Origin of the sequence: Psychrobacter sp. APC 3279 (assembly GCF_030407795.1) — a bacterium.
GTDB lineage: Bacteria > Pseudomonadota > Gammaproteobacteria > Pseudomonadales > Moraxellaceae > Psychrobacter.
Genome location: NZ_JASDCR010000004.1, coordinates 41,878 through 67,123, shown reverse-complemented (window position 1 = coordinate 67,123; position 25,246 = coordinate 41,878). Strand labels below are relative to the sequence as shown.

The following is a 25,246-nucleotide window of genomic DNA, read 5'->3' as shown; positions in this document are numbered from 1 at the left end:
AGTTATAGCTCGTCACCAAGGTCTGGTATAAATATTCTTACAATCTATAAAAAAAGTAGGTGATCTTGACTCACCTACTTAAACTAAAATATCAAGAAACTCTTTCACTAATTTTTTCATTAATCCACTCTGCAATCTCACTTGCTACCCACACTACCCTCACCTCAGTAAGCTTTACCTTTTTAGGAAAACTTGGATCATAGCGATTGGATTCTTCGTTGACCAGCTCATAAATCGTAGAACGACTAAGGCCAGTGTAGTTACTGACATCTTTAATGCTTAAAAGCTGGGGAATATGATTGCATGGCTCGATTACTGGTAGTGTTGAATTTAAATTGTCCATGATTTTCTCCTTATAAGTGAGTGAGAGCATCTCCTCTCATATACTTAGCGAGTCCTATATTTTTTTACGGCGTCCTATGCTGTCCAGTATCTGGCTGACACATTAAAAAGAGCTGACGGATCAGCTCCTTCTTTATGCCGTGGCTTTCAGCTAGCTCACCACTGTCACACTTTGTCGTAGCCCTCTCTCAATGCTGGTCACATCATGAGTAGATAGGTGATCATTAGTACTCTGTATTTGACTATCACTTTGGTCGGTATTCATTGGATAAAACTCTTCAGCAACATCTAGTAAGCCATCGCTATCGATCTCAAAGCATGAATCGACGTAGCCTTGCTTTGCTGTAGTCTCTAGAGCCGCTTGATCAAAGCCGTGTTCAATCAGCTCATGATCAATCGCTTGCGCATCTGATACCGCCTCCTTAAGCGTTATCCCATCGCGCAGTGTCAGATCCACAAAGTAGATCGGCGTACGATAGCTTTGTGTCGTGCTTTTACCACGTAGGGTGAGTTGCAGTGGTAAACACGACAGCTTATTACCGGATACCGCAGCAAAATAGCGCAATCTTGCTGCTAAAGTACGAATGCTATTAAAGCCAGTGGTGCGAAAGACAAAGGTGCCAAGCTCATCGTCTTCACTTAGATTGACGTAGAGACGACCGTATGGTTTACAAGCTCCGCCTTGTGCGAGTGGACAGCGATCAGGGGACGGACACGGCAACTGCTCCACACCGTTATTGGTTCGACGCTGGCAGCTCTCACCATCACCGACGCATAGCGGCCTGCCAGTTTGCCTATCGAACAGGGTATATTCTGCTCGCAAATTAAGCTCAGGATCATTGAACAACATACGTACGGGTATTTGACGAAGCTTATCGGTTTTACTTTTACGAAGCTTTTCGTCTAAGGGATGATTGATCCAGCCGTCTTTGTTTTGCACTTGGCTGGTAATGGTGAATTGATCGTCTTTCGCAGGCAGACGCTTGCCATCTTTGTTGATGACACGTCCAATGCTAATACGACCGAGTACGGGCGGGGTGATGGTTAGACCTTTAATCATAGTGGTATTCCTTGTGCTTAATAGAACGGGTAAAGCAAATAAAAAGCCCACCTGTAAGGGTGGGCGTTTATGCGCTTTATTTGATTCGTTTTTGGGTTGTTAATGTATCGGTTGATGGGATACATACTTAATCACTTAGCACGACGAAGCGACGACTGCCTTGCTTAGTTTTACTAAATCGTTTGAGTAGCTCAGGATGCGCTTTGATAACCGCTTTGCTGTCAAGGCCAATGCTGTCCTTAGAGCGCTTCCACGAGATCGCGCCTTGATTAAAGAGGGCCACTTCATTGTCTTTGATCAGCGTTTGTAGCTGATGCTTGACTTGATCGTGACGCTGCTCTAGATCTTCCATTGACGCGCGATAGCTAAGCAATTTATCGAACAGCTTGTTAGCGCCTTTATCCTCTCGTAGATCGACCTTGCTTGAGGGCTTAGGCGTTGGATAAAGTAGCTTAAGCGCTTTAGCAGCTGACTCGCTATGATCAGGACTTGGCGGTGTGTCTGTCTCCACGTATTGCCAGAACAGACGCTCTTGCTCGATGATCGATTTAATTAAGCGCTCATCACGCTCAACCTTGTAGATCTTCGCTTCGTGTCCGCATAGCAGCACACAGATATGCGCAGCTTGTTTGCCAGTGACTGCCAGTTGATGCTGTACTTGGCACGTGACGTATAGCGGTACGCCATCACGCCATAGTTTCGCGCCATGCTCCCCAGCGGTTTTGCATTCAAGTATTTGTACTTCCTCGCTACCTGTTACTGCATAGTCTAAATTCGCGAGCATAAAGGCTTTATCAGGCTCAGGGTGTTGCAAGATAGCGTTTACGCGCCGTACCTTATTGCCTTTCTTTTCTTGGTAGTACTTAGCGACCATTGGCTCAAGCGTATTACCCCAATACAGGGGTGCATAGCCGTCTAAGCTCTCATCTAAGTCTGAGCTTGCGCGTCCCGTCTTAATCAGCCATAGCTCTAGCATCGACAAGTAAGGATGAATACCGCAAGCAGCGGCAGCATCACTACTGCCTACTCCTTGACGGCGTACCGCAAGCCACTCGTCATGACTTAAGTCTTTAGTACTAACTAGGCGCTTAGGAGTTAGCGGCGTAGTAGACTCAGTAGCAAAGGGATCGATCCGCTTACTCTTATCTTTAGCCTTGTCAGTTACAGGCGCTTTGACTTTAGCGCTTAAACGCTTAGTACGTCTTACTGATGTGCTGGTGTTTAATGCGATCATGTTCATAGTGAACTCCTTCGATAAATTGATTGAAATGAAATAACAGGCATAAAAAAACCACGCGCTTAGGCGTGGTCTAATTATTAAGTGTACCAATAGACTTTAGGCAATAAGACTAAAGGCTTCCTCTAGGCTCTTGTCTTTAAGCTTAGCGCCTGCGCCAAACCAAGCAGAGTCTAGTCTGTGATCGGTAGATATCGCTCTACGTTCATGATCCACATACTCTGTCATAGCAGACAAGAGGCCATAAGCGGTATCACGCGCTGAGTCGAGATCGGCCCCGCGACCTTGACCGTTGAACATACTCATCACCTGATTCATAGCGCGAGCGTTAGGAACGGCGTCCTTTTCTTTCTTAGCGCTGTTAAACAGAATGATGTCGTTATCCTGATCATTGAACACACGGTTTAGATAGTTCGCCGCTTCTGCTTGAGTGACGCGGCGCTGGGTTAATTGCTTCATCTCGTACATGTGCTCGTTCCACTGCTTGACCGATACGCCAAGTTGCTGCTTGACGCGATCAGCATCAAAGGAGGTACTATGCGGTACTTTGACCACACCGCCACTACCGTCGGCTAAGCTTACCGCTAAGGTGTTATTACACACCACACGGATATTAGTAAACTGCGCTGTGGTTGCTAGCGTTCCGTCACAAGCCGTTGCTAAGAGCAGGTAGCCATTACTCACGTCGCCGCCTTTTAAAGTCATAGACTGCCCGGTACGAGCTAATGCCCACATCTTACGGCCACCCTTTAAGATGCCTGCAGTTTCAAGCTCAAAATGTGAGTGCTCGGTTAAGTCGCGGTAGAACTCTAAGATCTCACGCGGCTGTACTTCTTGGTAGCGTTGACTGACTACGCTAAGTGGCTCAAGCGTATCTGAGCGATATAAGACCTTATTGGTATCAAAGGGCATGATCAGGCTTTGCCCTTTATCGTTGTTTGCCATGTAGCTGACATTGGATGATTCAATACGCCAGTCCATACCGGCCTCACGTGCCCAGACCTCGATAGGCTGATTCTTAGGAAGCTGGTTACCAAGGCCATGCCAAGGGGTATCGCCAACGTATGCCATGTTTTCGATTAAATGTGCCATAAGAGTATTCCTTTTAAATTAATTGAGTTGGTAGTTCAATAAGAGAGTTAGATAGTGAATGTTTTTGAACAGGTATTGCATAAATAGCTAGGTTGAGTAGCCACAACAAGAAGAGGTGGCTGTAGCTTATCTCTAGCTAAGCTAATCGCTGAAGCAATAGCACTACCTGCGATTATTCCGATAGCAGGATTTACCTTGTAGTACTTACAGACGCTAGCGCCAAGTCCCGATAAAGTCGTTGACGAGCATAGCTGCTCGATAATACTAAAGGGGCTATCAACATTAATGTTTTTCGTTACTCGCGATGAATGGCAGTGAGGACAAATTGTTTGCATGATGACTCCTATTATTTTGCGCATAAAAAAAGGCCTGCGATTAAGCAGACCTTTAATTAAGATGGATTAAGGTTAATAGACAAATTAGAAGTGGCTCCTTGCCTTATTTCATTGGAATACTATATATTTGAAATTATTTTGATATGGGCGGTAAGCCTCTACGTTTTTTCGTACGATAAACACCATGACCGAAAGTACGCATATTTGGTAGCCATAATTTCAATCGCTGCTCATATTTATTTGGCTCCGTTAAATAAAGAGCTGATCGTACTGCGTTTTCAACCTCCTGAGCATTATTTTGATGAATCATGCCAATACCTAATTTGCCGTTTCGTGCATAATTCTGCTTACGCTCTGTATCGTGATAGCTATAGTACTCTCCTAGTCCTCCAGTAATCATCTTCCACTTCTTACCGACCTCTTTAGCAAGATACCAGTCGTTCTGTCGTTTCGCTCCATCGTACATAAGCAGTAGATGACAGTGTAGTCCACCATTGCTCTCTCCTTGTTCAATAGCCCAAGCATTGCCTTGCAAGTGCTTAAAGCACGTTTTCTTATTGCCGATAAGATCCCGAAGATTCCTCATGTGACAATTGAAGTCCTCAATATTCACAAGATGGCTAGTCGCTTGCGCGTACTTTAAATCTATACGTACAAATAAAAGCCTTGAATAATGGGTAATAAGATTATTGGCATAGTGACCTAACTTTTCTTGGTTTTGTTTCTCCTGATAAACGAATGCTAGACGCTCATTGTCAATATCATTCTTATAGCACGACAACGTAGTGATAAATCGTTGGGTTTTATCATGATTCCAAATAACGTTTTCTGGATAATCATCGCCAACAATAGCATTGGTGCTATAAATAAATGCGACAATCGGTTGTGAATAAAGTAGCTCAGAATTAAGGTGAGTCATGAAAGAGAGATAAATCTCGTTCAATTTGCTCATAGTCTCATTAAATGTAATAGCGTTCGCTAATACGCTTATAACTAAACTGTGTACTTTTGCAACGACTAATGGTTGGTTAAGGTGTGCGTAAGACAAAACGGTACTCCTATGGATTTGAATTCATAGGGTGGGAACAGTCCGTATTTTTATAATGATGATCGCTGAGAGTTATACCCTCAGCAGTAGAACAAGTAGCTGCTGTGTTTAAGTAATAATATAAATAACCTACTAAGGATGAGCTGCCGTAGTGCAGCTATTCTTAAGCTGGCATTGAAGGATGACTAGTTTAGCAGCTAGAAATCGCTTTGTACTGTAGGTAGATTATTTGGATGGAGTTAGATGATACTGTACTCTTGAAGGATAGATAGGTTTTATTGCCTATAAGCCTTGTATTATCTGTTATATTGATGATAAATAATGACGTTTTTATGACTTTTTATTTATGTATATATGAAAGTATTTAGACGTTCACATGATGATTACTTGACTACAATCTGTCTTACCCTTATTGTACTAGGACTACTAAATTTACCTCTGTATAGTTTACTTGGAGATAGTCAGTGAGTAATAGTAAGAACCAAAAAGCACAATCAAATTATATTCGAGATTTAGAATATATTACAAGAAAGGTAAACGCTCTTAGTGTTTACGATACTTACTGGTGTTTATTTTATTTACGTTCTATACATAAATACAAATACGAATATATTTTGAAAAACGATAAAAATGTAAAACTCCAATTATTAAATTACTTTGAAGAAAAAAACTCAAGCAAGTACGCGGTAGACTCTATTTTGAAAAAATCTGCTGACAACAATATTCCATATAAATATACCAAATGGTTTTACAACAATAAAAGAGCAGCGCTATGGCTATATATGGTTTTAAAATATCAAGGTTTATTAGATAAGTATCTAGCAGTTAATTCCAATCAATTAGCATTAGACTCTGATATTGATATATTTATTCATGATATTATTTTTAATATTCATTTTCAAATTTTGGAAGATAGTATTAAAGAAAGGAACGAGGGTGATATTAGAAAAAATATATACTTTAAAAAATCATCATTCATTTTTTTGAAAAAAGCATATTTACTGTCTGGAGTTGAAAACCAATCCTTAAAATGGATAAATAAGCGTGATAAACTTTTAGTCAATCACTTATATAAATACATGGCAAAAAATCATTTAAAGAATAGCAAGCTGTCGACTCAAAAAATACAAGCTTTAGTTAGTACTGATACCATCAAGTTTCCAGAATCAGATATTGAGAGTAGGCTTAACCATATGCTTGCGTCACTTGACTACTGGGCTTTCGACTACCATTGGCTTAAAAGTAGAAATATAATACTAAATGAACAGATCATTGCTAGTAGAAACGCGTTTATTAAAAAAATGCGTGATGTTTGGTTTTCGAAGGCTAAGCGAGATCGCGATAAGAAAGCTGAAGCAAAAGGTTTGCGACTTACTACTGAAAACAAGAAGTTGTTAAAGCTTATTGCAAAAAATCAAAATAAGACACTAAGTCAAATGCTTAACGATATAATTGAGAGTTATAGTAAGATATTCCATTCCAACGTTCCTAAAACTAAACCACATACTAATGCTTTTTTACGAGGTGATTATGGGAAAACGTTTTTTGATTCTTATGAAACTCAGCAAAGCTTAGAAGCTAAGATCAACAGCACTGAGGCTATATTGGAAAACAATATCAGTCCTAATACTTGCGAAGGTATCAACGATCAAATTGAAGAGGCTGAAGACTTAGGGTCGTTGCCATACTCTAAAAAGGATGCTGATCAAGATTGTACTGAAAATGAAACTTTGATTGATAGCCAGCAGACGCAGTCTCAAACACATACTAAAGAGTCAGACGATGTCGGCAGTAGTCAATTATATCGTCCATTAGATCGACCGATCCTTGATATAGCCCTTAGTAAAACATTACGTACTAATACCACTGCAGACAGTCATGATAGACTACCGACTGTCACTTCTGTTCAAGAGGTTGAGTCGTTTCAGAATACAGACCTCACTAGTACTTCAACAGCTTACGTCAGTAGCACTGAAGAAGACCCTTTTGCTAAAAATAGTAGAATTATAAATGAGATTAAAGAAGGCGGTAGAAGACGTTAAGCCACTTGCTACTCATTTCAATATGTATAAATAAGTTATGGTCGATGGTCATATAGAACTGAAAGTAGAGTTATAAGTATACTGGTGAGTATACTATATCTATAAAAAATTAATTAGTCATTATAAATCAAATACTTATCTATTAAATATCGTTCCGGCTCCGGGTACCATTACATAGTCCTATACTATCTTATAGAACAGCTAAAGCCCCTGATATCAGGGGCTTTGTTGTATCTAGCGTTCTATACTGTCCTGCTCTATCTATCCCAATCCATGCATCTGATGTACCTTAACCTGTCAGTGCTCATTTGAAATAATGATCATGACAAGCGATATAGATGATGAGCATCTCAAACGCCCTACTCACCTATACCACTATTCTTAAAAAACCTATCTAGATTATACACTTGGTTTGGCAAGTAGCATTATCAATTTATGCTCTTAACAGCCAAATCAGCTACCTAATAACACATTGCCATAGTCATCACGCAGATCTTTTTTGACCATTTTCCCAGCGCCATTTAGGACGATATTATCTACAAATATGACTTTATCGGGTATTTGCCAGCTGGCGATTTTACCTTCGTAAAAGCTCAGCACTTGCGACTCATCGATTTCTGAATCTGGTTCTTTCACCACAATCAATACTGGGCGCTCGCTCCATTTTTTATGCTTTGCAGCAATAGCGGCCGCCATTCTTATCTGCGGATGGGCGACTGCGATGTTTTCAAGCTCTACTGACGATATCCACTCTCCACCAGATTTGATCAAATCTTTTGAGCGATCCCGAATATTCATATATCCATCGGCATCAATGGTTGCAATATCGCCTGTGTCGAACCAACCATCTTCAGTTATCGCATCAGGATTTTCTGTGTAATAGTCATTGATGATCCAATGCCCTTTGATCTGTAAACGACCTTGAGACATACCATCTTCTTCAACTCGCTGTAGCGGCTCGTCAGTATCTATGAGACGTAGCTGAACGCCGTAGGGTGGACGACCTTGAGAGTTACGCAACTCATTAATCTCATCTTTACTCAGCGATTTATGCTTGGCTTTTATTTGATTCATCGTTCCAAGTGGGCTGGTTTCTGTCATGCCCCAACCATGCACCGCATCGCAATTAAAATCCTCTCTAAACGTTTTGATTACTGATGGTGGGCATGCGGCTCCTCCGACGATAGTACGCGTCATGCTATCAAGCTTACTACCTCTGGCTTTGGCAGCGGTTAATAGGCTTTGCCAGATTGTTGGAACCCCTAGAGCAACTGTGACATGATAATCATCAATGAGAGATACTAGGCTGTCACCATCGAGATTTGGACCAGGAAGTATGAGAGAGCAACCAGTCAGGGCAGCTGCATAAGGTGTGCCCCACGCATTGACATGGAACATCGGTACTACGGGTAACAAAACGTCTTGTGCAGAGAGCGCGGAGACATCAGGCATGCACAATGCCATCGCATGCAGCACAGAAGAGCGATGCGTATATAAAATACCTTTAGGATTACCGGTAGTTCCTGAGGTGTAGCATAAAGAGCTGGCTGTTGCTTCATCGAATTGAGGCCAGTCAAAGTCAGTAGAGTTTTCTACTAATAGCTCATCAAAGAACAGTACATTAGGCAGTTTTTCTACGATACTATCATCTCGATCACTTAGACAAATGAAGTATTCAACACCTTTGATATGCTCTTTGATTGCCATAATTAGCGGTAGGAAAGTAGTATCAAAAAATAGCACACGATCATCAGCGTCATTGATAATGTAGCTCAGCTGCTCGGGGAACAAACGTGGATTGATAGTATGGCAAACCATGCCACTGCCTGAAATCGCATACCAAGCTTCTAAATGACGACGATTGTTCCAAGCCAAAGTTGCTATGCGTTCTGATGATTTAAGTCCCAGTGTAGCTAACGCATTGGCCAATCGTTTTGAGTTATCTGAGACAGTACGCCAATTGGTATGAGTCATCTGTCCATCGACTTCTTTGGACAAAACCGCCGTATCGCCATGATAACGGGCAGCGTGTTCGATTAAACCACTGATCAGCAATGGCTGATACATCATTTTTCCTAACATAATACATTCCCTGTAGTTATTTGAAAGTCCGCTCATTCTTGCTACTGCATCGCCTGATGCGAAGAATATGCTTCAACTAAGAATAATCAGAATTATTCTTTAAGACAAGTTAATATTATGTTCTCCATAGACAACAAAAAATTGTGATTCAACTCCAAAGACTTGATGATTACTCTATATAAATAGTTTTTATTTTCTCATTAAAAGTTCATGGGTAACACTGTTTTTTTAATTAACCGTAAAATTTAGACAAAAAAAATCCGACCACCTAAGTGATCGGATTTTTAATGTTTGGTGGAGATGGCGGGAGTTGAACCCGCGTCCGCCAGCATTACGCTCATGAATCTACATGTTTAGTTTCTGTCTTTAGTTTTAATCCGCACCGATCCGACAGTCAGGATGGATTGGACGATTCTCTACTTTTGAACCCAAGCAATTGAGACAATCACTTGTGGCGAGCCTACATGCGGACGCTTCAACTTAGTTAACCAACTGTAGGTGATCAGCAACTAAGTAAGCAGGGTTTAAGCTGCTAGAGCGTAAGTTTCGTCGTTTGCGACTATAACAATATATGTTTGATTAACGAGAGGACATACACTCTCGACATGCATCATTGAGTTTCATCACCAGCGTCGAAGCCAGAACATCCCCAATAAGACTGGCTATTATATAGGAGATATCGGTTAGGTTTCAACCTATAAGTAGCCTGCATTACATTACGTTACAGCTTAATGGGCTATGCTAAAACAGTGTTTAACCATTTGCCGATATTTTGAATCTGCGGCATACAGACTTGATGTGCCATCGGATACGTATTGTAAGACACATTATAGTCCTTTGCCGACAATAACTGCTGGGCTTGCTCACCTAGGATGACAGGCACAACTGGATCATGAGAACCATGCTCAATCAAAATCGGCATATCTTTATTGGCAGCACTATACTCAATATTGTCATTGGTTGCTAAGTAGGTAGAGAGCGTCATCAAGCCAGCCAAACGTTTTGGATAGCCAAGTGCCACATGGTACGCAACTGCCCCGCCCTGCGAAAACCCTGCGATAACGATATGCTCTGGTAACACGCCGCGTTCTATCTCACGACTAATCAAATCTTGTATCTGCTGAGCAGACTCTTGAATCTGAGCCACATCTACTTTACGCTCTAGACTCATCTCTATGATGTCGTACCATGCTGGCATCACCATGCCGCCATTTACTGTGACTGGGCGTTTAGGTGCATGTGGGAAGATAAAACGTACTGCCATATCATCAGCCAACCCAAGCTGCGGTACAACTGGCTCAAAATCATGACCGCTAGCACCTAAGCCGTGTAGCCAAATCACCGCGCGATCTATCTTTTTTTGAGAGGGATTGTGCTCAACGACGACGGCGTCTAAATAGTTACTCATAGTTATCCTTAATAATGTAGTGAGAGATGCCTTAAGCATTTCTATATTTTTTGCCAAGATAATGTGTGTGTCATTATATGGTCAATATCATCTGTTAGTTTGAGAGTATGGTCAATAGTGAGGTACCAAACGGACAGTAGCGAAAATGTGAACAGTATAAGAAGACACGTATGACTTTACGACCGATAAGCTCAGTACTATCAAGCTTAAAACTATCAAGCTTAAATACTGTCAGCTGTCTATTCTTTAGTACATGTGCCTACAATTGTATCCGCATTAATACTAAGTTCTTACAAGACTAAGCTCTTACCAAACTAAGCTCTTACAAGAATGCACGACCCTTAGCTTCTTTTGGCAAGTAGCAACCAATAGTCAAACGTTAATTTTTCAATTCCTATCAATCTGGCCGATGGGATTTTTTATAATTTTGCAGGAACATTTTACATGACAATTTCTAATAAATCAGCGCTTGAGCTGAGTAAGCAGACGCTGGCTAAGGTTAATAAGATTAATATCGCCTTACCTTTAACGCTGATCAGCTCATTATTGATAGTAGGCTGCACTACCGATAGCCGCTCAATGCTCACATCAAAAGCCCCTTTATCGACAGCGCAACCACAATTGTCCTCACCTGTCGCATATACCTATGGAGTGCGTCCGTTTTATCTGATAAACGATATGGACGAAGGACCACTAAAAGAAGAGCTACAGGCATGCAGGGGGCAACTGCCAAGTAAGACAGACTTCTCTATTGCACATCGAGGTGCGCCATTACAGCTCCCTGAACATACTTATGATAGCTACGTGGCGTCAGCACAAATGGGTGCTGGCATCTTGGAATGTGATGTCGCTTTTACCAATGACGGTGAGCTTGTCTGTCGTCATGCCCAAAATGATTTACACACCACTACTAATATTCTAACCACGCCGCTAGCAAACCAATGCACTGTACCGCCCATATTGGACCCTACAGGCAAACTTACCAATGCCGACAGTATCGAATGCCGCACCTCAGATATCAGTGCGGCTCAGTTTAAAACCTTGACGGGTAAGATGGATGCTGCCAATAAAAAAGCAACCAGTATTAGTGAATATATGAATGCAACTGCGCCTTGGCGAACGGACTTATACTCGCAAAACGGCAAAGTGTTAACTCTAAAGGAGCATATCGCGTTGGCACGTCAACTAGGTATGAAGCACACGCCTGAGCTAAAGGCACCTGCAGTGACCATGCCGTTTAACGGCTATCGTTTGAACAATTACCGCCAACAGCTGATAGATACTTATAAGGCAGCGAATGTACCTGCAAGCGATGTATTTGCCCAGTCATTTAATATAGAAGATCTGGATTACTGGATCAAAAACGAGCCAGCTTATGGTGCTAATGCCGTCTATCTTATTGATGACAGCAATGAGACCGCTAAGAATAAAACATTTGATAAAAATGACGCAGCCACATGGAAGCACTCATTGGCTGATATCAAAGCACGTGGCATAAACACCATCGCTCCAGCACTTTGGTTGCTAGTCACTACTGATGGTAAGGGAAATATGCAACCATCAGAATACGCAAAACAAGCCAAAGCCAATGGTCTAAAAATCATTACTTGGTCGATAGAGCGTTCAGGGCCATTAACGGATGGTGGCGATTGGTACTATAGCGGTCTTGGTGATGCTATCAACAATGACGGTGATATGATGAATTATATTGACGTACTAGCGCAAGATGTCGGTGTCCAAGGCATTTTTTCAGATTGGCCCGCTACAGTGAGCTACTATGCCAATTGCAAAGGTCTTAAGTAAGTTTTCGCTTAGTCTATTAATAAACAACCATGCTTAATCTTCGTTACCAAGGCCAGCTTATTTATTGAGCTGGCCTTTTTTTAAATGCATTAAAATAATTACATCGCATACTATCTACTGAGCACCCTACTTTTCCATTAACTTTTCACACCATTTAACCCGTGGCAACAAGAGCAGTCTGCTGTTTTGTGCTACGATAATTTACTAAGATTATAAGACGATGTAGAGACTATGACCCATATTTTACTGGTAGAAGATGATCCTGCGATTGCCATGTCACTCAAAGTGACTTGTAAACGTGAGGGCTGGCAGATAACTTGGTTGGATAACGCCAGTAGCGTGCTGCCGATGCTGCATAGTCATGAAGCACAAGATCTATCGGCGATTATTATGGATGTCGGTCTGCCAGACGGTGACGGCTTGAGCCTATGTCAGCAAATACGTCATACGCCTGATATCGACGCCTTAAAAGACTTACCTATCGTGTTTTTGACCGCGCGTAGCGATGAGGTCGATCGGATTTTGGGATTAGAGATGGGCGGCGATGATTACTGCGCCAAACCCTTTAGTCCACGTGAGTTGGTCGCTCGTTTAAAAGCCATTTGGCGACGTGAACAGCTAATTCAACAGTCAAGCTCTCATACTACAAATTCAGATGACAGTACTGATAATACTTCGTCAAACAATCTATCAGGACAAGCATTAACGTTTGAGAACCAATCCGGCGTTTGGCATTATCAACCGCTCAACTATTCATTAACGTGGCAAGAGCAAAAGCTGGAGCTTAGTAATACTGAGCGCAAAATTTTACTCACCTTATTACAAGCACCGCATCAAGTCTTTAGCCGTGAGCAGCTGCTTAACGCAATAAGCGACTATCCTGATCATCGCCTAGCACGCACGATAGACAGCCATATCAAGTCAATTCGTAAGCAACTTGCGACCGTTGATACGAGTATTGAAGTCATTCATACGCATCGAGGACTGGGTTACGCCTTATGTCCAGCTTAACAATGGCTGCTAACTGATGAATCATAATGCCAATAATGCTGAAAATGACATTCATAACGACCAAAACAATTGGTATGCCAAATTGCACCCCATTGGCACTGTGCAGCAAGCACCTAAACGTAAACGACTACTCAATTTAAGTATCTTTTTTAGGATTTGGCTTGCAGTCTCTTTGGTACTCATCATTTGCGGCGTGGTTGTATTTACTCAGTTGTTTGGCTACGTCAAGCCAACCGCGCAGCAAGTCATCGAAGACACGCTTCTAGACACCAGTAAGTTACTCGCAGCCAGTCTCCAGATACCATTATCTACAGGACAACTATACGATGAGGCTTATCAAGCGCAACTTGATGCAGCCTTTGTGGGCATACCAGCGATTAACGATAATTTAGGTCCCGTCTATCAAACCAAAAGCTATAGTAGCTTTCGGGTATATGTAACAGACAGCAGCGGCAGGGTCATTTATGACTCGCTACCCAAACCTGACAATAATGAAGGGCAAAATTATGGGCGCTGGAATGATGTCTATCTCACATTAAGAGGTCAATACGGTGCAAGAAGTACGCTGCGGGATGGCCAGCAGCGTGATGGTTCGGTCATGTATGTCGCACAGCCAATAAAGAATATGTCTGGCGATATTATCGGCGTGGTCAGCGTCGGCAAACCTGTCGCCAGCGTGCTACCTTATTTGGACGATACACGTAACCGCATGCTGATCACAGTGCTATTCATCAGCATTGCTGCCCTCATTTTAGCGGGTCTCATCGCATGGTGGCTCAAGCAAAGTATTACCTTGGTGACTCAATATACCAGTGCATTGGCAGAAGACACCAAAAAGCCCTATTTTTATCTGGGTCATGAATTAAATAGCCTGACAGATACTATCGAGACCATGAAGCATCGACTCGAAAATCGTGCTTATGTGACTGATTATGTCCATACTTTGACCCACGAGCTAAAAAGCCCTTTGACCGCCATACGTGCCAGTAGCGAGCTGTTAGAGGATGATGGATTAGATGGCAATAAACTAGATAATGAAGATCGGCAGATGCTCATTGAGACGGTTGGTGAGCAAAGCGTAAAAATGCAACAACTCATCGACCGCCTACTGTTGCTGGCTAAAGTAGAACAGCCTACCTTTAAACTCAACCGACAATTGACTCCCCTATTACCGCTTTTGCAAAGTTTGATCAAAGATAATACAGCCAAGCAGCAACAGCAGAATCTATACCCTATCGATATACATATTGATAATAAGAATGTGACCAATACTGCAAACTTGCCAGCAGAAATATTGGCATCGACCAGTGTATATGCTGACCAGTTTTGGTTAATACAGGTACTGCAAAATGTGCTTGATAATGCGATACACTTCGCCAAGCGTACTGTTGATATTTCACTGCACAGCACTGCTCGCACCGTCACTATCGATATATTCAATGATGGAAAGCTGCTACCTGAATATGCTATAGCCAAAGCATTTGAGCGTTACTTTAGCTTGTCTCATCAAAGCCAACCCTCAGCTCAAACAACGAATCGCACAGACAGCAATAATCTATATACAGAGTCGGCAGATTCTACGACTGAGCCGAGGCAAAATGACCATAGTAGTAATATGCTCAAGAAAGGCACGGGCCTTGGACTCACCTTAGTAAAGCAAGTGATTGAACATCATGGTGGTCAGGTAGCCATTAATAATGTTCATGCCAACGATAATAAAGCTGGCACTGATGAAGCTAGAGCTGATAAAACTGATACTGGTAAAAACCAGCGTTCTGGTGTGATGGTTAGTATCACTCTGCCCTTAGCTTGAGAATAATAACTTATAGTCGATTCAATTTAAGAGTAGTACAAGGCAACCGAGTGCAGATGTATATGTGTTACTTCAAGCGAGGTTAACGCTGTAATACTTTTATAGTGGAATGACTATATAATAGTTCATCAACTTTCCATCATGACTACACAGGATTTCTACTTCTTTGTTTTACGATAGCACTAGGTTCTGTTGAACCTTCAAACTCGTAAAGTAAATGAGGAGTAGAAAATCTATGTCACATCAATTAACGGATAACCCTATTATCAATAACCTAATCGGCCTTAGCCGTCATCATTGTACACAAACATTAACGAGCCAAGGCGTCGATAGTATTGAGTTTGGTCATTGGCTAGCGATTCCTAGTCAGCGGTTATTATTGGTATTTAGACATCAGCAGTGCGTGGCTATTGATGAGTATCAACTGGCAGCCTGATACTTTGCTCGCTCAACACATTAATTGTATTTAGGTAATACCTGTATTTTATTAGAATGTAAAAAAGCCCTTTATCATTTCTAGTATTAAACTACTGGAAACAACAAAGGGCTGATTACTCTACGACAAAAATACTAAGTAATCGATTGTACTGGCGGCTTCACATCCGCGTTTTGACCACGGTGACGCAGATAATGATCAAGCACTACAATCGCTAGCATCGCTTCGGCAATAGGCGTAGCACGCACACCAACGCAAGGATCATGACGACCCTTAGTCAGCATATCGACTGCTTCACCTTGAGTGTTAATACTCTTGCCAGCAGTGGTAATGCTAGACGTTGGTTTTAAAGCAATACTCACACGGATATCTTGGCCTGATGAGATACCGCCCAAAACACCACCAGCATGGTTGGCTGCAAACCCATCTGGCGTCAGCTCATCACGAGCGCTATGTCCGAATTGACCTGCCACCGCCATCCCATCGCCAATCTCGACGCCTTTGACCGCATTGATACTCATCATCGCATGAGCGATATCGGCATCTAAACGATCAAATACTGGCTCACCTAAGCCTACTGGCACACCGCTCGCAATGATATCAAGGCGCGCGCCACAGCTAGTGCCTTCACGGCGCAAATTATCGATCAAGGTTTCAAAACGGCCAATCGCTTCTTTGTCTGCACAAAAGAACGGATTGCTATTTACAAACTCCCAATCAATTTGGCTCGGATCTAGGACATTACTATGCTCATTGCCGATTTGGGTAACGTGACCACGGATTTGTACGCCCAGACGTTCTTGCAAGTATTTCTTGGCGATAGCACCAGCAGCCACTCGCATAGCCGTCTCACGCGCTGACGAGCGACCGCCACCGCGATAGTCACGGAAGCCATATTTCATACTATAAGTATAGTCAGCGTGTCCAGGACGGAAAGTATCTTTGATATCGCTATAGTCTTTAGATTTTTGATTGGTATTGCGAATCAATAAACCGATAGACGTACCTGTGGTTCTGCCTTCAAATACGCCAGAGATAATCTCAACTTCATCAGACTCACGGCGCTGGGTTGAATACTTAGACGTACCTGGTTTGCGACGATCCAAATCAACTTGTAGGTCGTCTGCAGATAATGCTAAACCTGGTGGTACGCCATCAACGATGGCCATAAGGCCTGCGCCATGTGACTCACCGCAAGTGGTGACCGTAAAAACCTGCCCAATACTATTGCCTGCCATAACTGTCCTTAAACAAGTAAACGCTACTGATGACTATTTGACCAATCACTCATGGTTATTGCTTGTGTTGCTTATAATGAGTGATTGTAGTTGTTGCTTATAGTTTCGGCTAGTGTAGCCGAGGCCCATTCAAGCTAATATTTATCTACTGAAGGCTATCTAATAGCTGAACATAAGAGGCAAACAATTGACGGTTTGAGACTAGCTCATCATAGGTAATCGCAAAGACACCATGCCCGCCATGTGCAAACTTCAACCAATCAAACTGGATTTCAGGATAGGCTTGTTTTAGTGCCCATTCGCTGTCACCTACCTCACAGATCAGTAAACCATCTGGGCTAAGGTAATCTGGCGCTTCAAATAAGATACGATGTACCAAATCTAAGCCATCTTGACCCGCTGCTAGTGCATGCTCAGGCTCATATAAGAACTCAGGCGGCAAATCCGCCATGATAGCGGCGTCCACGTACGGCGGATTGGTGACGATAAGCTCATACTGGTTCTCAGCAGGTATCTTGGCAAACAAATCAGACTCGATTACGTTTACTTGATGACCAAGGTCATGATGATCGACATTGACCATTGCTACTTCTAATGCGCCTTTATCGATATCAACAGCATCGACCAACGCATCAACGAAACGAGTAGCAAGCGCGATTGCGATACAGCCAGAGCCAGTACACAAGTCCAAGATACGCTCAGGCTGCGACAATTGCTTCACATCTAAGCCATGATCATAAAATACCGCTGACTTTTCGTTCGGACTGACACCCAGCGGTTTGGCCAATTCAGTAACTTCAAAGTACGGATGGAACTGCTGACGAATCAACTCTGCAATCGGTGAACGAGGGATAAGAACACGCTCATCAACATAAAAAGGCAAATCACAGAAGTAAGACAAGTTAATCAGATAGCTCAGCGGCTTACGTTCAGCAATACGCTCTTCTAATAATCCGAGTACTGCCTGCTTCTCTGACGTGGTCAAACGGCAGTCTAAAATTTGCTCATTGGCTGACCAATCTAAAGACAACGAATGCAATACGATGGCTGAGGCTTCTGCAAACTCATCGGTCGTGCCTTGTGCGACAACCACATCATAGTTACGCAATTGAGTGACGGAAAAACGAATAAAGTCGCGAATACTCACCAGCTGCTCGCGTGCTTCATTCAGCTCTGCATGTAAGTTAGCAAATTCATCGTGCTCACCAAGAAGTCCAGTCTCTAAATCATACTCCATCTCACCGTCTAAGCCTTCAGACTCATCGTTGAAGTATTGGTTTTGAAACTCTTCTGCACTCATTGTTTGGTCTTCTGACATATCGCACCTTGTGGATTAACTGCTAGCGGGTTAAATTGCTTTTTGCTAAAAATCGTTATATTAAATAAAATTCAGTCATACATTATAGACGTAAACCTCTAGTAGCGCCAATAACTGTCATTTTTACTTGCACAAAAAATAGTGCGAATAATGAACAGTTTGCGTAAGAATCGAGCACGACGCCATACACACCTTGGTTAAATTATTACCCAACTGTAGCGAATACGTCAGCAGTTGACGTTTGGCAAGTCTTAAATGCAAAAAGATGTGTCAAAAGTTTGCGATGCAATCAAATTATGCGCATAATAGCCGCATTAGTAGCAACCACAAGTGACTCAATATGATGAAAATAAAGCCAATTATTACTGCCATATCTATCGCAGCTGTAAGTGCTAGTGTAGCCGCACTTGCTGCACCTGCTGATAGTACTCGCACATTGCCAGTACGCACGGCTGACGCTATGCCAGGTCTTGCCAAAAAGGTTAGCCTTAATGTGCAAGAGAATCGTAGTCGCTCAGATGGCGCTGCTACTGTACAGTTAAATACAGAGAAAGCGAAACCAGTCGACAGCATGAACCAGCTTATCAATAATAAGCAAGAAGCCAACCAAAACGTGCCAGCCCCAGCTGCTGACAATATGAGTGCAGCAGAACTGACGCGTAAAGATGAGCAAGCTGACCGTAACGATGACATTAGTGAAGGTCAAGCCGTTGCGGCGCCTAGCGACCTATCATCTATCGACTCGTCTGATCCACTCGCTTTTGAGTTACCAGAGAGTGAGAAGCGTCAAGATTTCAGTGATGATCCAACCATCAAAAATATCGAAGATAAAGATGGTAAGAAGCATACAACGCTGAACTTATCGAACTATGCTAAGCAAGTGAACGGTGCTGTCTGGTCACCTAATATGAAAGTCAATTCAGCGATGACGATCAAAATACAAGCGCTGCTCGATTGGAATCATGCTTCTCCTGGTCCTATTGATGGCGGTTGGGGTATGAATAGCAAAAAAGCCCTTGTTAACTTCCAAACCATGAAAGGCTTGCCAGCGACTGGTAAAATGGACCAAAAAACTTGGGATGCTTTGGTTAAAAATATCCCTGCGAACAAACCTGTATTGGTCACTTATACGTTGACCGCAGACGATATCAATACCAATTTTGCGACTACCCCTTCTGGTTCAGAAGCGAAGTCAAAAATGAAAGGTCTTTATTATCAAGATATTAAAGAGATGCTAGGTGAACGTTTCCATATGGATGTACGTTACTTAGACAAACTCAATAAAAATAAAAAGTACGCTGTTGGCGAGACTATCACAGTGCTAAATACTCGTGACAAGCTGAACCAACGTATCAATCGCGTTGTCGCCAACAAAGCCGACAAAACGTTGTATGCCTATAATGGTGACAAATTGGTTGCTACTTATCCGACGACCGTTGGTAGCGATGCCACACCGTCTCCAAAAGGCACGTTCAAAATTATCAATAAAGTAAAAATGCCTTGGTATAAATCAACCGTCGGTGAAGGCGCTCAAAAGAAAGTTCATATGATAGCACCAGGACCAAACAACCCAGTCGGTGTCGTTTGGATGGGATTATCTAAGCCTTCTTACGGTTTACATGGCTCACCAGTACCTGAAGGTATCAGTCGTCAAGGCTCAGCAGGTTGTGTTCGTTTGACCAACTGGGATGTGTTAGAAGTTTATGCCAATATCGAAAATGGCGCAGTTGTCGAACTTCAATAAATAGAACCTTATTAAATGTAGCTTCGATGCTAGTTAGCAAATAATTCTAACGATGACAAAAAAGACCTCAATCTTGAGGTCTTTTTTTGTTTGCTGATAGGCGGTTCCACCTCACATCGATAACACTGCTTGTCTTTATGTTTGACTGTTTGACTTTATGTCTTATAGCTTTCCTCATTCCCAGTAATACTGCCAATTTTTTTGGTAAAGAATAACCCTGCAGGTATCGAAGCCAAAACACCCAATCCAACCGCTATTTGAATATGAAGTATCTCATCGAACCCTGTAATGAGAGCACCAATCATAAAAAGTCCGATAGTCACAGTGGCTGTCATTGAGTAGATGACAGAAAATAATGGCCAGTTCATAAGTTATTCCTTATCTTTATTGTGGATATAATACATTTAACCTTAATTCCACAAAAAAAGTAAGTATTTACCGTGAACCCTTGTAGCATCTATATCGAATGACTTTTGAATAAAAACCATGCTATTATTAAGGTTTTAGGCTGAATCATAAGAAACATCCGTTCTTACTCCCATCGTTGCTCAACTTTTTTTTATAATTTTCAAGAATCCCCTATATCTTTATCTATTTATCATTACAATAATGACTTTCTTTATCTACTAAGAACGCTATCTGCTATGTCCTCATCTGAAAAAAATACTGCGTCTAACTCAGTGGATCAAAACGATTCACCAAACACTACTGACGCCTCTCACAATCAAGACGCGACAATTGATCCAGTAGTTGATGATGCCGCTGTAGACAATGATGAAAGCGAAGACAATCAACACAAGCAATCGACTGATACAGATGGCGAAATAGACTCCGAAGTAGACACTGAATGTGCGCAGCCGCCTGACGCTGAGATAACGATGGAAACCATCAGTGACGATGTGGTCGTAGCAACATTGGAATCGACAGAACCTGAGTCACAATCAAATACTGAAGCGTCTGAGATTGCAGAGTCAGAAACTATAGAAGCGAAAGAAAAGTCCGATTTCTTCCAGTCGGATACGGCTGAAACAACAGGAAAAGGTGCTCGAGACGATAGTGACGCGGAGGTAACGGTAGAAGCAGAAGACAACTATGCCGATGACCCTGCTGATGGCACAAACATCGCAGCACAATCATCAGATAACAAAACAGCAAATCAACAAAAGATCAGAAATGCATCTAGTCGCAATAATGATCATCAAAATAGTGACTCAGAAGATAAAAGCCAAAGTAAAGAAACTGATGTAGAAGATAGCGACGCTCAAAAGTCTCAAGGTGAAAATGACGAAGATGAGGTTCAAGAGGAAAAAGAAGCCAAACTTGAGTCTTATAAGCAGTTTGTCGCCGAGCAATTCAGCAATCAAAAGGTAGATTACCCAGAAGTACGGGTTAGGATTGAGGCGAACGCGCTGCCTAGCAAGATGTACTTCATCATGAATATTTTGTCTGCCATCATTGCCAGTTATGGGCTAGTGACCAATTCAGCGGCCGTAGTCATCGGAGCGATGTTAGTTGCGATGATGCTAGGCCCTATCACGGGTATAGCGCTAGCAATTATCGATCACCGTATGCCGCTGCTACGTAAGTCGCTCTTTACCGTCATTATCGGTGTCTCATTGGTGGTATTGGTCGGCTTTATCGTTGGTTGGCTACATAAGGACCAACCGCTAACGGCAGAAATCCTATCACGTACCCAGCCTACTTCCATGGATTTAATGATTGCCTTAGCAGGTGGTACTGCTGGTGCTTATGCGATGGTATCTCCGCATCTCTCGGTTGCTGTTGTTGGCGTTGCGGTTGCCACAGCCTTGGTACCACCACTGGCAGCTAGTGGTATCTTACTCGCTAATGGCGAGATGCAGCTTGGGCTTGGTGCGCTGTTGTTGGCAGCGACCAACATTCTTGCTATCCAGTTTACTAATGCGCTTGTATTATGGGTATTAGGCTTCCGTCGTTTAGTCGATGACGATTATAAATCAAATACCTATCTGACTTTTTTGCAGCGTAACGCGGTGACTTTATTACTACTTGGTGGCCTAGGTGCTTACTTGACCATCAATCTACAGACTAATGCTAAGCAGCAAGTATTTGAGAGTAGTGTCAAAGAAGCTATCAACAACTACTTTATCGATCAAGGCAATGTATTAACCAATACACAGTTTGATACCTCAGAAGAGAACCAAGTGGTGCGAGCAATCGTACGTGGAGAGACTTTGCCGAGTTCATACGATGTTCGCCAGATTGAAACGCTTATTACTAATGATATGGCAGAGAATTTCCCAGAGTACTTGCCAATCAAGCTTCAACTACGTTATCTGCCTGTACAAGTAATCGAGTCCAATCCAACGACGCAAGACAAATTGGATGAAACGGATGCGGCAATTTTGACCAACTAGTATGTATACTCTACAAATTAGGCAATGACTAGCACACGTATAATAACCTAGTAGTTATAACTCTTGTACCAAGAGCTTGGGCGTTTGTGCTAAAATCGCTTGCAAAATTATTTTATGTCATTTACTCAATTCTATCCGTCAGTAAGGAGCCGCTGTGAGCCAGCCATTTCGCTCAGCCGATATTCGCCAAGCCTTTATCGATTTTTTCATAAGCAAGCAGCACACCCAAGTTTCATCGTCTAGCTTGATTCCACACAATGATCCGACATTGCTATTTACCAATGCCGGTATGAATCAGTTTAAAGAGACCTTTTTGGGTATGGAACCACGTGACTATACACGTGCGGTAACCTCTCAAAAGTGCGTACGTGCTGGCGGCAAACATAATGATTTGGATAATGTCGGCTATACTGCCCGTCATCATACTTTCTTTGAAATGCTTGGCAATTTCTCGTTTGGTGATTATTTCAAGCAAGCAGGCATCGAGTACATTTGGGAGTTTTTGACCTCAGATAAGTGGCTAGCGATTGATAAAAATCGTCTCTATGTGACTATCTATGAAACTGATGACGAAGCCTTTGAGATTTGGAATAAAAACATCGGCATCCCGAGTGAGCGCATCATTCGTATTGGTGATAACAAAGGTGCTCCTTACGCTTCTGATAACTTTTGGACAATGGGTGACACGGGTCCTTGTGGCCCTTGTACCGAGGTCTTTTATGACCACGGCGCCGATATCGAAGGCGGCTTGCCAGGTACGCCAGAAGAAGACGGCGATCGCTATATTGAGATTTGGAACTGCGTATTCATGCAGTTCAATCGTCAAAAAGACGGCACGCTATTACCACTCCCTGCACCTAGCGTCGATACAGGCATGGGGCTTGAGCGTATTAGTGCCATTATGCAAGGCGTTCATGGCAACTACGAGATCGATTTATTTGTTCATTTGATGGACGCAGCAGCTGAGATACTAAAAATCAATAATGAGCAACAATCATCATTGAAAGTCATCGCTGACCATATTCGTGCGGTAGCATTTTTGATTGCTGATGGCGTCACGCCAAGTAATGAAGGTCGCGGCTATGTATTGCGCCGTGTCATTCGTCGCGCGGTACGTCATGGCAACAAACTGGGCGCTGATAGTGAGTTTTTCTATAAGATGGTAGCGCCGCTTGTGGCTGAAATGGGCAGTGCCTATCCTGAGCTAAAGGACAAACAAAGCGTCATCGAAAGTGCTATTCAAAAAGAAGAAGCACAGTTTGCTAAAACATTGGCCCAAGGCTTACGTTTACTTGCCAGCGAACTTGAAGGCTTACAAGATGGCGATACGCTATCTGGTGAAGCGGCATTTAAGCTTTATGATACCTATGGTTTCCCACTTGATTTGACCGCCGATATCACTCGTGAGCGTGGTATTGCTATTGATGAAGCCGAATTTGATGAGCATATGCAGGCACAACGTGAGCGTGCGCGTGATGCTGGCAAGTTTGACGTCGATTACAGCAGTGTCATTCAAGTCGAGACCCCAACGACCTTTATCGGTTATGAGCAGCTCGAAGAAGACGGCGTGACGATTGATGCCCTTTATCAAGACGGCAATCCAGCAGATAGCTTAACGGAAGGCATGGAAGGCGTTGTGGTATTAGATCGCACCCCATTTTATGCTGAAGGTGGTGGTCAAGTTGGTGAGCTTGGTGAAATCCGTACAGCATCGGGCGTCTTTGAAGTACAAGATACCAAAAAATCTGGTCAGGCGATTATCCATTATGGTGTCGTGACCATGGGCGATATCAGTACTAAGCAAACCGCTGGAGCGCAAGTACTGTCTAGCATTCGTGCAGCCAGCGCCAAAAATCACTCGGCCACTCACCTATTGCATGCAGCATTAAGAGAAGTGCTAGGCGACGCGGTCACACAAAAAGGCTCATTAGTCTCAAGCGAAGTACTACGTTTTGACTTTGCTTATGATAAGCCTGTTAGCGCCGCTGAAATCATGCGTGTCGAACGTCTCGTTAATGAGCAAATTCAAGCCAATACCCCTGCCCGTATCGAGCACATGTCGATTGACGAAGCGATGAACCAAGGCGCTATGGCACTGTTTGGTGAAAAGTATGGCAGTGACGTTCGAGTCCTAACCATGGGTACAGATCGTATCGTTGATGGTCAGCGCAAGCCTTTCTCTATCGAGCTATGTGGTGGCTTACATGTACAGCGTACGGGCGATATCGGTGTGCTAAAAATCACCAGTGAGTCTGGTATTGCGGCTGGTATCCGCCGAGTTGAAGCTGTCACTGGCATGAATGCGGTCAAAAACATTCAGCAAAGCGAGCAACAACTGAGCGAATTGGCAAGTCAGCTGAAAGTAAAACGTCCTGAAGTGGCGCAGCGTGTCCGTACGATGGCTGATAAGCAGCGTGACCTAGAAAAACAACTAGAACGTTTGCAACAAAAAATAGCCAGTGCTCAAGCAGCTAATTTGCTTGATGATGTACAAACGATCGCAGGTACGCCAGTTCTTATCAGCACCTTAAGTGGTATCGATGGTAAATCTATCCGTACACTGATGGACGATATCAAATCAAAACTGCCTGATAGTGTGATTGTATTGATTGGTGATAAAGATGACCAGTTAGCACTCGCAGCGAGCGTCGCAAAATCTATCACTGCTAAAGTGAAAGCTGGTGATATTATTCGTCATTTGGCAGGTGAGCTTGGTGGTAAAGGTGGAGGTAAGCCTGACTACGCACAAGGAGGCGCACCGAAGTCTAGCAACAGTACATCGATTATCAGCGCTCTACCTGCTTGGATTGAAACCCAGCTTAGCTAAACTAGCGAATATTA

Annotated in this window: 19 protein-coding genes and 1 other RNA gene; 8 read left to right on the top strand and 12 right to left on the bottom strand. The window is 42.8% G+C overall.

Annotated features, from left to right (window positions below; all coding sequences use genetic code 11):
- Positions 1-91: 91 nt before the first annotated feature.
- From QL898_RS02920 to QL898_RS02895, 6 genes are all read right to left on the bottom strand, one after another.
- Positions 92-343, bottom strand: a complete 252-nt coding sequence (locus QL898_RS02920; protein WP_227674238.1) for an AlpA family phage regulatory protein — start codon at positions 341-343, stop codon at positions 92-94.
- Between the two features lie 150 nt (positions 344-493).
- Positions 494-1,402: a hydrolase or metal-binding protein gene (locus QL898_RS02915; protein WP_290175744.1), complete on the bottom strand. Its 909-nt coding sequence runs from the start codon at positions 1,400-1,402 to the stop codon at positions 494-496.
- Between the two features lie 127 nt (positions 1,403-1,529).
- A complete protein-coding gene (locus QL898_RS02910) occupies positions 1,530-2,642 on the bottom strand; it encodes a lambda-exonuclease family protein (protein ID WP_290175743.1) in 1,113 nt (370 codons plus the stop codon).
- Between the two features lie 96 nt (positions 2,643-2,738).
- On the bottom strand, positions 2,739-3,731 hold the full coding sequence (locus QL898_RS02905; RefSeq protein ID WP_290175742.1) for a DUF932 domain-containing protein: 993 nt from the start codon (positions 3,729-3,731) through the stop codon (positions 2,739-2,741).
- Positions 3,732-3,778: 47 nt separating this feature from the next.
- Complete coding sequence (locus QL898_RS02900; protein WP_290175741.1) at positions 3,779-4,066, bottom strand: hypothetical protein; 288 nt, start codon at positions 4,064-4,066, stop codon at positions 3,779-3,781.
- A gap of 133 nt (positions 4,067-4,199) precedes the next feature.
- Positions 4,200-4,985, bottom strand: a complete 786-nt coding sequence (locus QL898_RS02895; protein ID WP_290175740.1) for an inovirus-type Gp2 protein — start codon at positions 4,983-4,985, stop codon at positions 4,200-4,202.
- Positions 4,986-5,578: 593 nt separating this feature from the next.
- Here QL898_RS02895 and QL898_RS02890 point away from each other — a divergent pair.
- Positions 5,579-7,156, top strand: a complete 1,578-nt coding sequence (locus QL898_RS02890; RefSeq protein WP_290175739.1) for a hypothetical protein — start codon at positions 5,579-5,581, stop codon at positions 7,154-7,156.
- A 453-nt stretch (positions 7,157-7,609) separates the two neighbouring features.
- Here QL898_RS02890 and QL898_RS02885 read toward each other — a convergent pair whose 3' ends face one another.
- The 3 genes from QL898_RS02885 to QL898_RS02875 form a co-directional block, all read right to left on the bottom strand.
- The gene (locus QL898_RS02885) at positions 7,610-9,238 is read right to left on the bottom strand and encodes a long-chain-fatty-acid--CoA ligase (protein ID WP_290175738.1); all 1,629 of its coding nucleotides are present in this window, start codon (positions 9,236-9,238) and stop codon (positions 7,610-7,612) included.
- A 292-nt stretch (positions 9,239-9,530) separates the two neighbouring features.
- Positions 9,531-9,889: a transfer-messenger RNA gene (gene ssrA / locus QL898_RS02880) on the bottom strand.
- A gap of 85 nt (positions 9,890-9,974) precedes the next feature.
- On the bottom strand, positions 9,975-10,646 hold the full coding sequence (locus QL898_RS02875; RefSeq protein ID WP_238053169.1) for a dienelactone hydrolase family protein: 672 nt from the start codon (positions 10,644-10,646) through the stop codon (positions 9,975-9,977).
- A gap of 444 nt (positions 10,647-11,090) precedes the next feature.
- On the opposite strand from QL898_RS02875, the gene QL898_RS02870 reads away from it, so the two are divergent.
- The 4 genes from QL898_RS02870 (at position 11,091) to QL898_RS02855 (ending at position 15,709) form a co-directional block, all read left to right on the top strand.
- Positions 11,091-12,449, top strand: a complete 1,359-nt coding sequence (locus QL898_RS02870) for a glycerophosphodiester phosphodiesterase family protein (RefSeq protein WP_290175737.1) — start codon at positions 11,091-11,093, stop codon at positions 12,447-12,449.
- Positions 12,450-12,680: 231 nt separating this feature from the next.
- A complete protein-coding gene (locus QL898_RS02865) occupies positions 12,681-13,460 on the top strand; it encodes a response regulator (protein ID WP_290175736.1) in 780 nt (259 codons plus the stop codon).
- 16 nt (positions 13,461-13,476) lie between these two features.
- Positions 13,477-15,273: a two-component system sensor histidine kinase CreC gene (gene creC, locus QL898_RS02860; protein WP_290175735.1), complete on the top strand. Its 1,797-nt coding sequence runs from the start codon at positions 13,477-13,479 to the stop codon at positions 15,271-15,273.
- A 235-nt stretch (positions 15,274-15,508) separates the two neighbouring features.
- Positions 15,509-15,709 (top strand): hypothetical protein, encoded by a 201-nt coding sequence (locus QL898_RS02855; protein WP_238069135.1) that lies wholly within the window; start codon positions 15,509-15,511, stop codon positions 15,707-15,709.
- A gap of 134 nt (positions 15,710-15,843) precedes the next feature.
- On the opposite strand, the gene aroC is transcribed toward QL898_RS02855, so the two are convergent.
- Positions 15,844-16,947 carry a chorismate synthase gene (gene aroC, locus QL898_RS02850; protein WP_134292406.1) on the bottom strand — a complete coding sequence of 368 codons (1,104 nt, stop codon included), beginning with the start codon at positions 16,945-16,947 and terminating at the stop codon, positions 15,844-15,846.
- Positions 16,948-17,092: 145 nt separating this feature from the next.
- Positions 17,093-18,265, bottom strand: a complete 1,173-nt coding sequence (gene prmB, locus QL898_RS02845; RefSeq protein WP_290175734.1) for a 50S ribosomal protein L3 N(5)-glutamine methyltransferase — start codon at positions 18,263-18,265, stop codon at positions 17,093-17,095.
- A gap of 340 nt (positions 18,266-18,605) precedes the next feature.
- Between prmB and QL898_RS02840 the strand changes: the two genes are divergently transcribed.
- The gene (locus tag QL898_RS02840) at positions 18,606-20,009 is read left to right on the top strand and encodes a L,D-transpeptidase family protein (RefSeq protein WP_201548015.1); all 1,404 of its coding nucleotides are present in this window, start codon (positions 18,606-18,608) and stop codon (positions 20,007-20,009) included.
- Between the two features lie 155 nt (positions 20,010-20,164).
- Here the strand turns inward: QL898_RS02840 and QL898_RS02835 are convergent, their stop codons facing one another.
- Positions 20,165-20,377, bottom strand: a complete 213-nt coding sequence (locus tag QL898_RS02835; protein WP_290175733.1) for a hypothetical protein — start codon at positions 20,375-20,377, stop codon at positions 20,165-20,167.
- Between the two features lie 276 nt (positions 20,378-20,653).
- Between QL898_RS02835 and QL898_RS02830 the strand changes: the two genes are divergently transcribed.
- Positions 20,654-22,405 (top strand): DUF389 domain-containing protein, encoded by a 1,752-nt coding sequence (locus QL898_RS02830; protein ID WP_290175732.1) that lies wholly within the window; start codon positions 20,654-20,656, stop codon positions 22,403-22,405.
- 154 nt (positions 22,406-22,559) lie between these two features.
- Complete coding sequence (gene alaS, locus QL898_RS02825) at positions 22,560-25,232, top strand: alanine--tRNA ligase (RefSeq protein WP_290175731.1); 2,673 nt, start codon at positions 22,560-22,562, stop codon at positions 25,230-25,232.
- Positions 25,233-25,246 lie beyond the last annotated feature (14 nt).

Bases quoted from the DNA above. Each gene is read 5' to 3' on its own strand.
- QL898_RS02920 (WP_227674238.1), bottom strand. From the start codon at position 343: ATGGACAATTTAAATTCAACACTACCAGTAATCGAGCCATGCAATCAT.
- QL898_RS02915 (WP_290175744.1), bottom strand. From the start codon at position 1,402: ATGATTAAAGGTCTAACCATCACCCCGCCCGTACTCGGTCGTATTAGC.
- QL898_RS02910 (WP_290175743.1), bottom strand. From the start codon at position 2,642: ATGAACATGATCGCATTAAACACCAGCACATCAGTAAGACGTACTAAG.
- QL898_RS02905 (WP_290175742.1), bottom strand. From the start codon at position 3,731: ATGGCACATTTAATCGAAAACATGGCATACGTTGGCGATACCCCTTGG.
- QL898_RS02900 (WP_290175741.1), bottom strand. From the start codon at position 4,066: ATGCAAACAATTTGTCCTCACTGCCATTCATCGCGAGTAACGAAAAAC.
- QL898_RS02895 (WP_290175740.1), bottom strand. From the start codon at position 4,985: ATGACTCACCTTAATTCTGAGCTACTTTATTCACAACCGATTGTCGCA.
- QL898_RS02885 (WP_290175738.1), bottom strand. From the start codon at position 9,238: ATGTTAGGAAAAATGATGTATCAGCCATTGCTGATCAGTGGTTTAATC.
- QL898_RS02875 (WP_238053169.1), bottom strand. From the start codon at position 10,646: ATGAGTAACTATTTAGACGCCGTCGTCGTTGAGCACAATCCCTCTCAA.
- QL898_RS02870 (WP_290175737.1), top strand. From the start codon at position 11,091: ATGACAATTTCTAATAAATCAGCGCTTGAGCTGAGTAAGCAGACGCTG.
- QL898_RS02865 (WP_290175736.1), top strand. From the start codon at position 12,681: ATGACCCATATTTTACTGGTAGAAGATGATCCTGCGATTGCCATGTCA.
- creC (WP_290175735.1), top strand. From the start codon at position 13,477: ATGAATCATAATGCCAATAATGCTGAAAATGACATTCATAACGACCAA.
- QL898_RS02855 (WP_238069135.1), top strand. From the start codon at position 15,509: ATGTCACATCAATTAACGGATAACCCTATTATCAATAACCTAATCGGC.
- aroC (WP_134292406.1), bottom strand. From the start codon at position 16,947: ATGGCAGGCAATAGTATTGGGCAGGTTTTTACGGTCACCACTTGCGGT.
- prmB (WP_290175734.1), bottom strand. From the start codon at position 18,265: ATGTCAGAAGACCAAACAATGAGTGCAGAAGAGTTTCAAAACCAATAC.
- QL898_RS02840 (WP_201548015.1), top strand. From the start codon at position 18,606: ATGATGAAAATAAAGCCAATTATTACTGCCATATCTATCGCAGCTGTA.
- QL898_RS02835 (WP_290175733.1), bottom strand. From the start codon at position 20,377: ATGAACTGGCCATTATTTTCTGTCATCTACTCAATGACAGCCACTGTG.
- QL898_RS02830 (WP_290175732.1), top strand. From the start codon at position 20,654: ATGTCCTCATCTGAAAAAAATACTGCGTCTAACTCAGTGGATCAAAAC.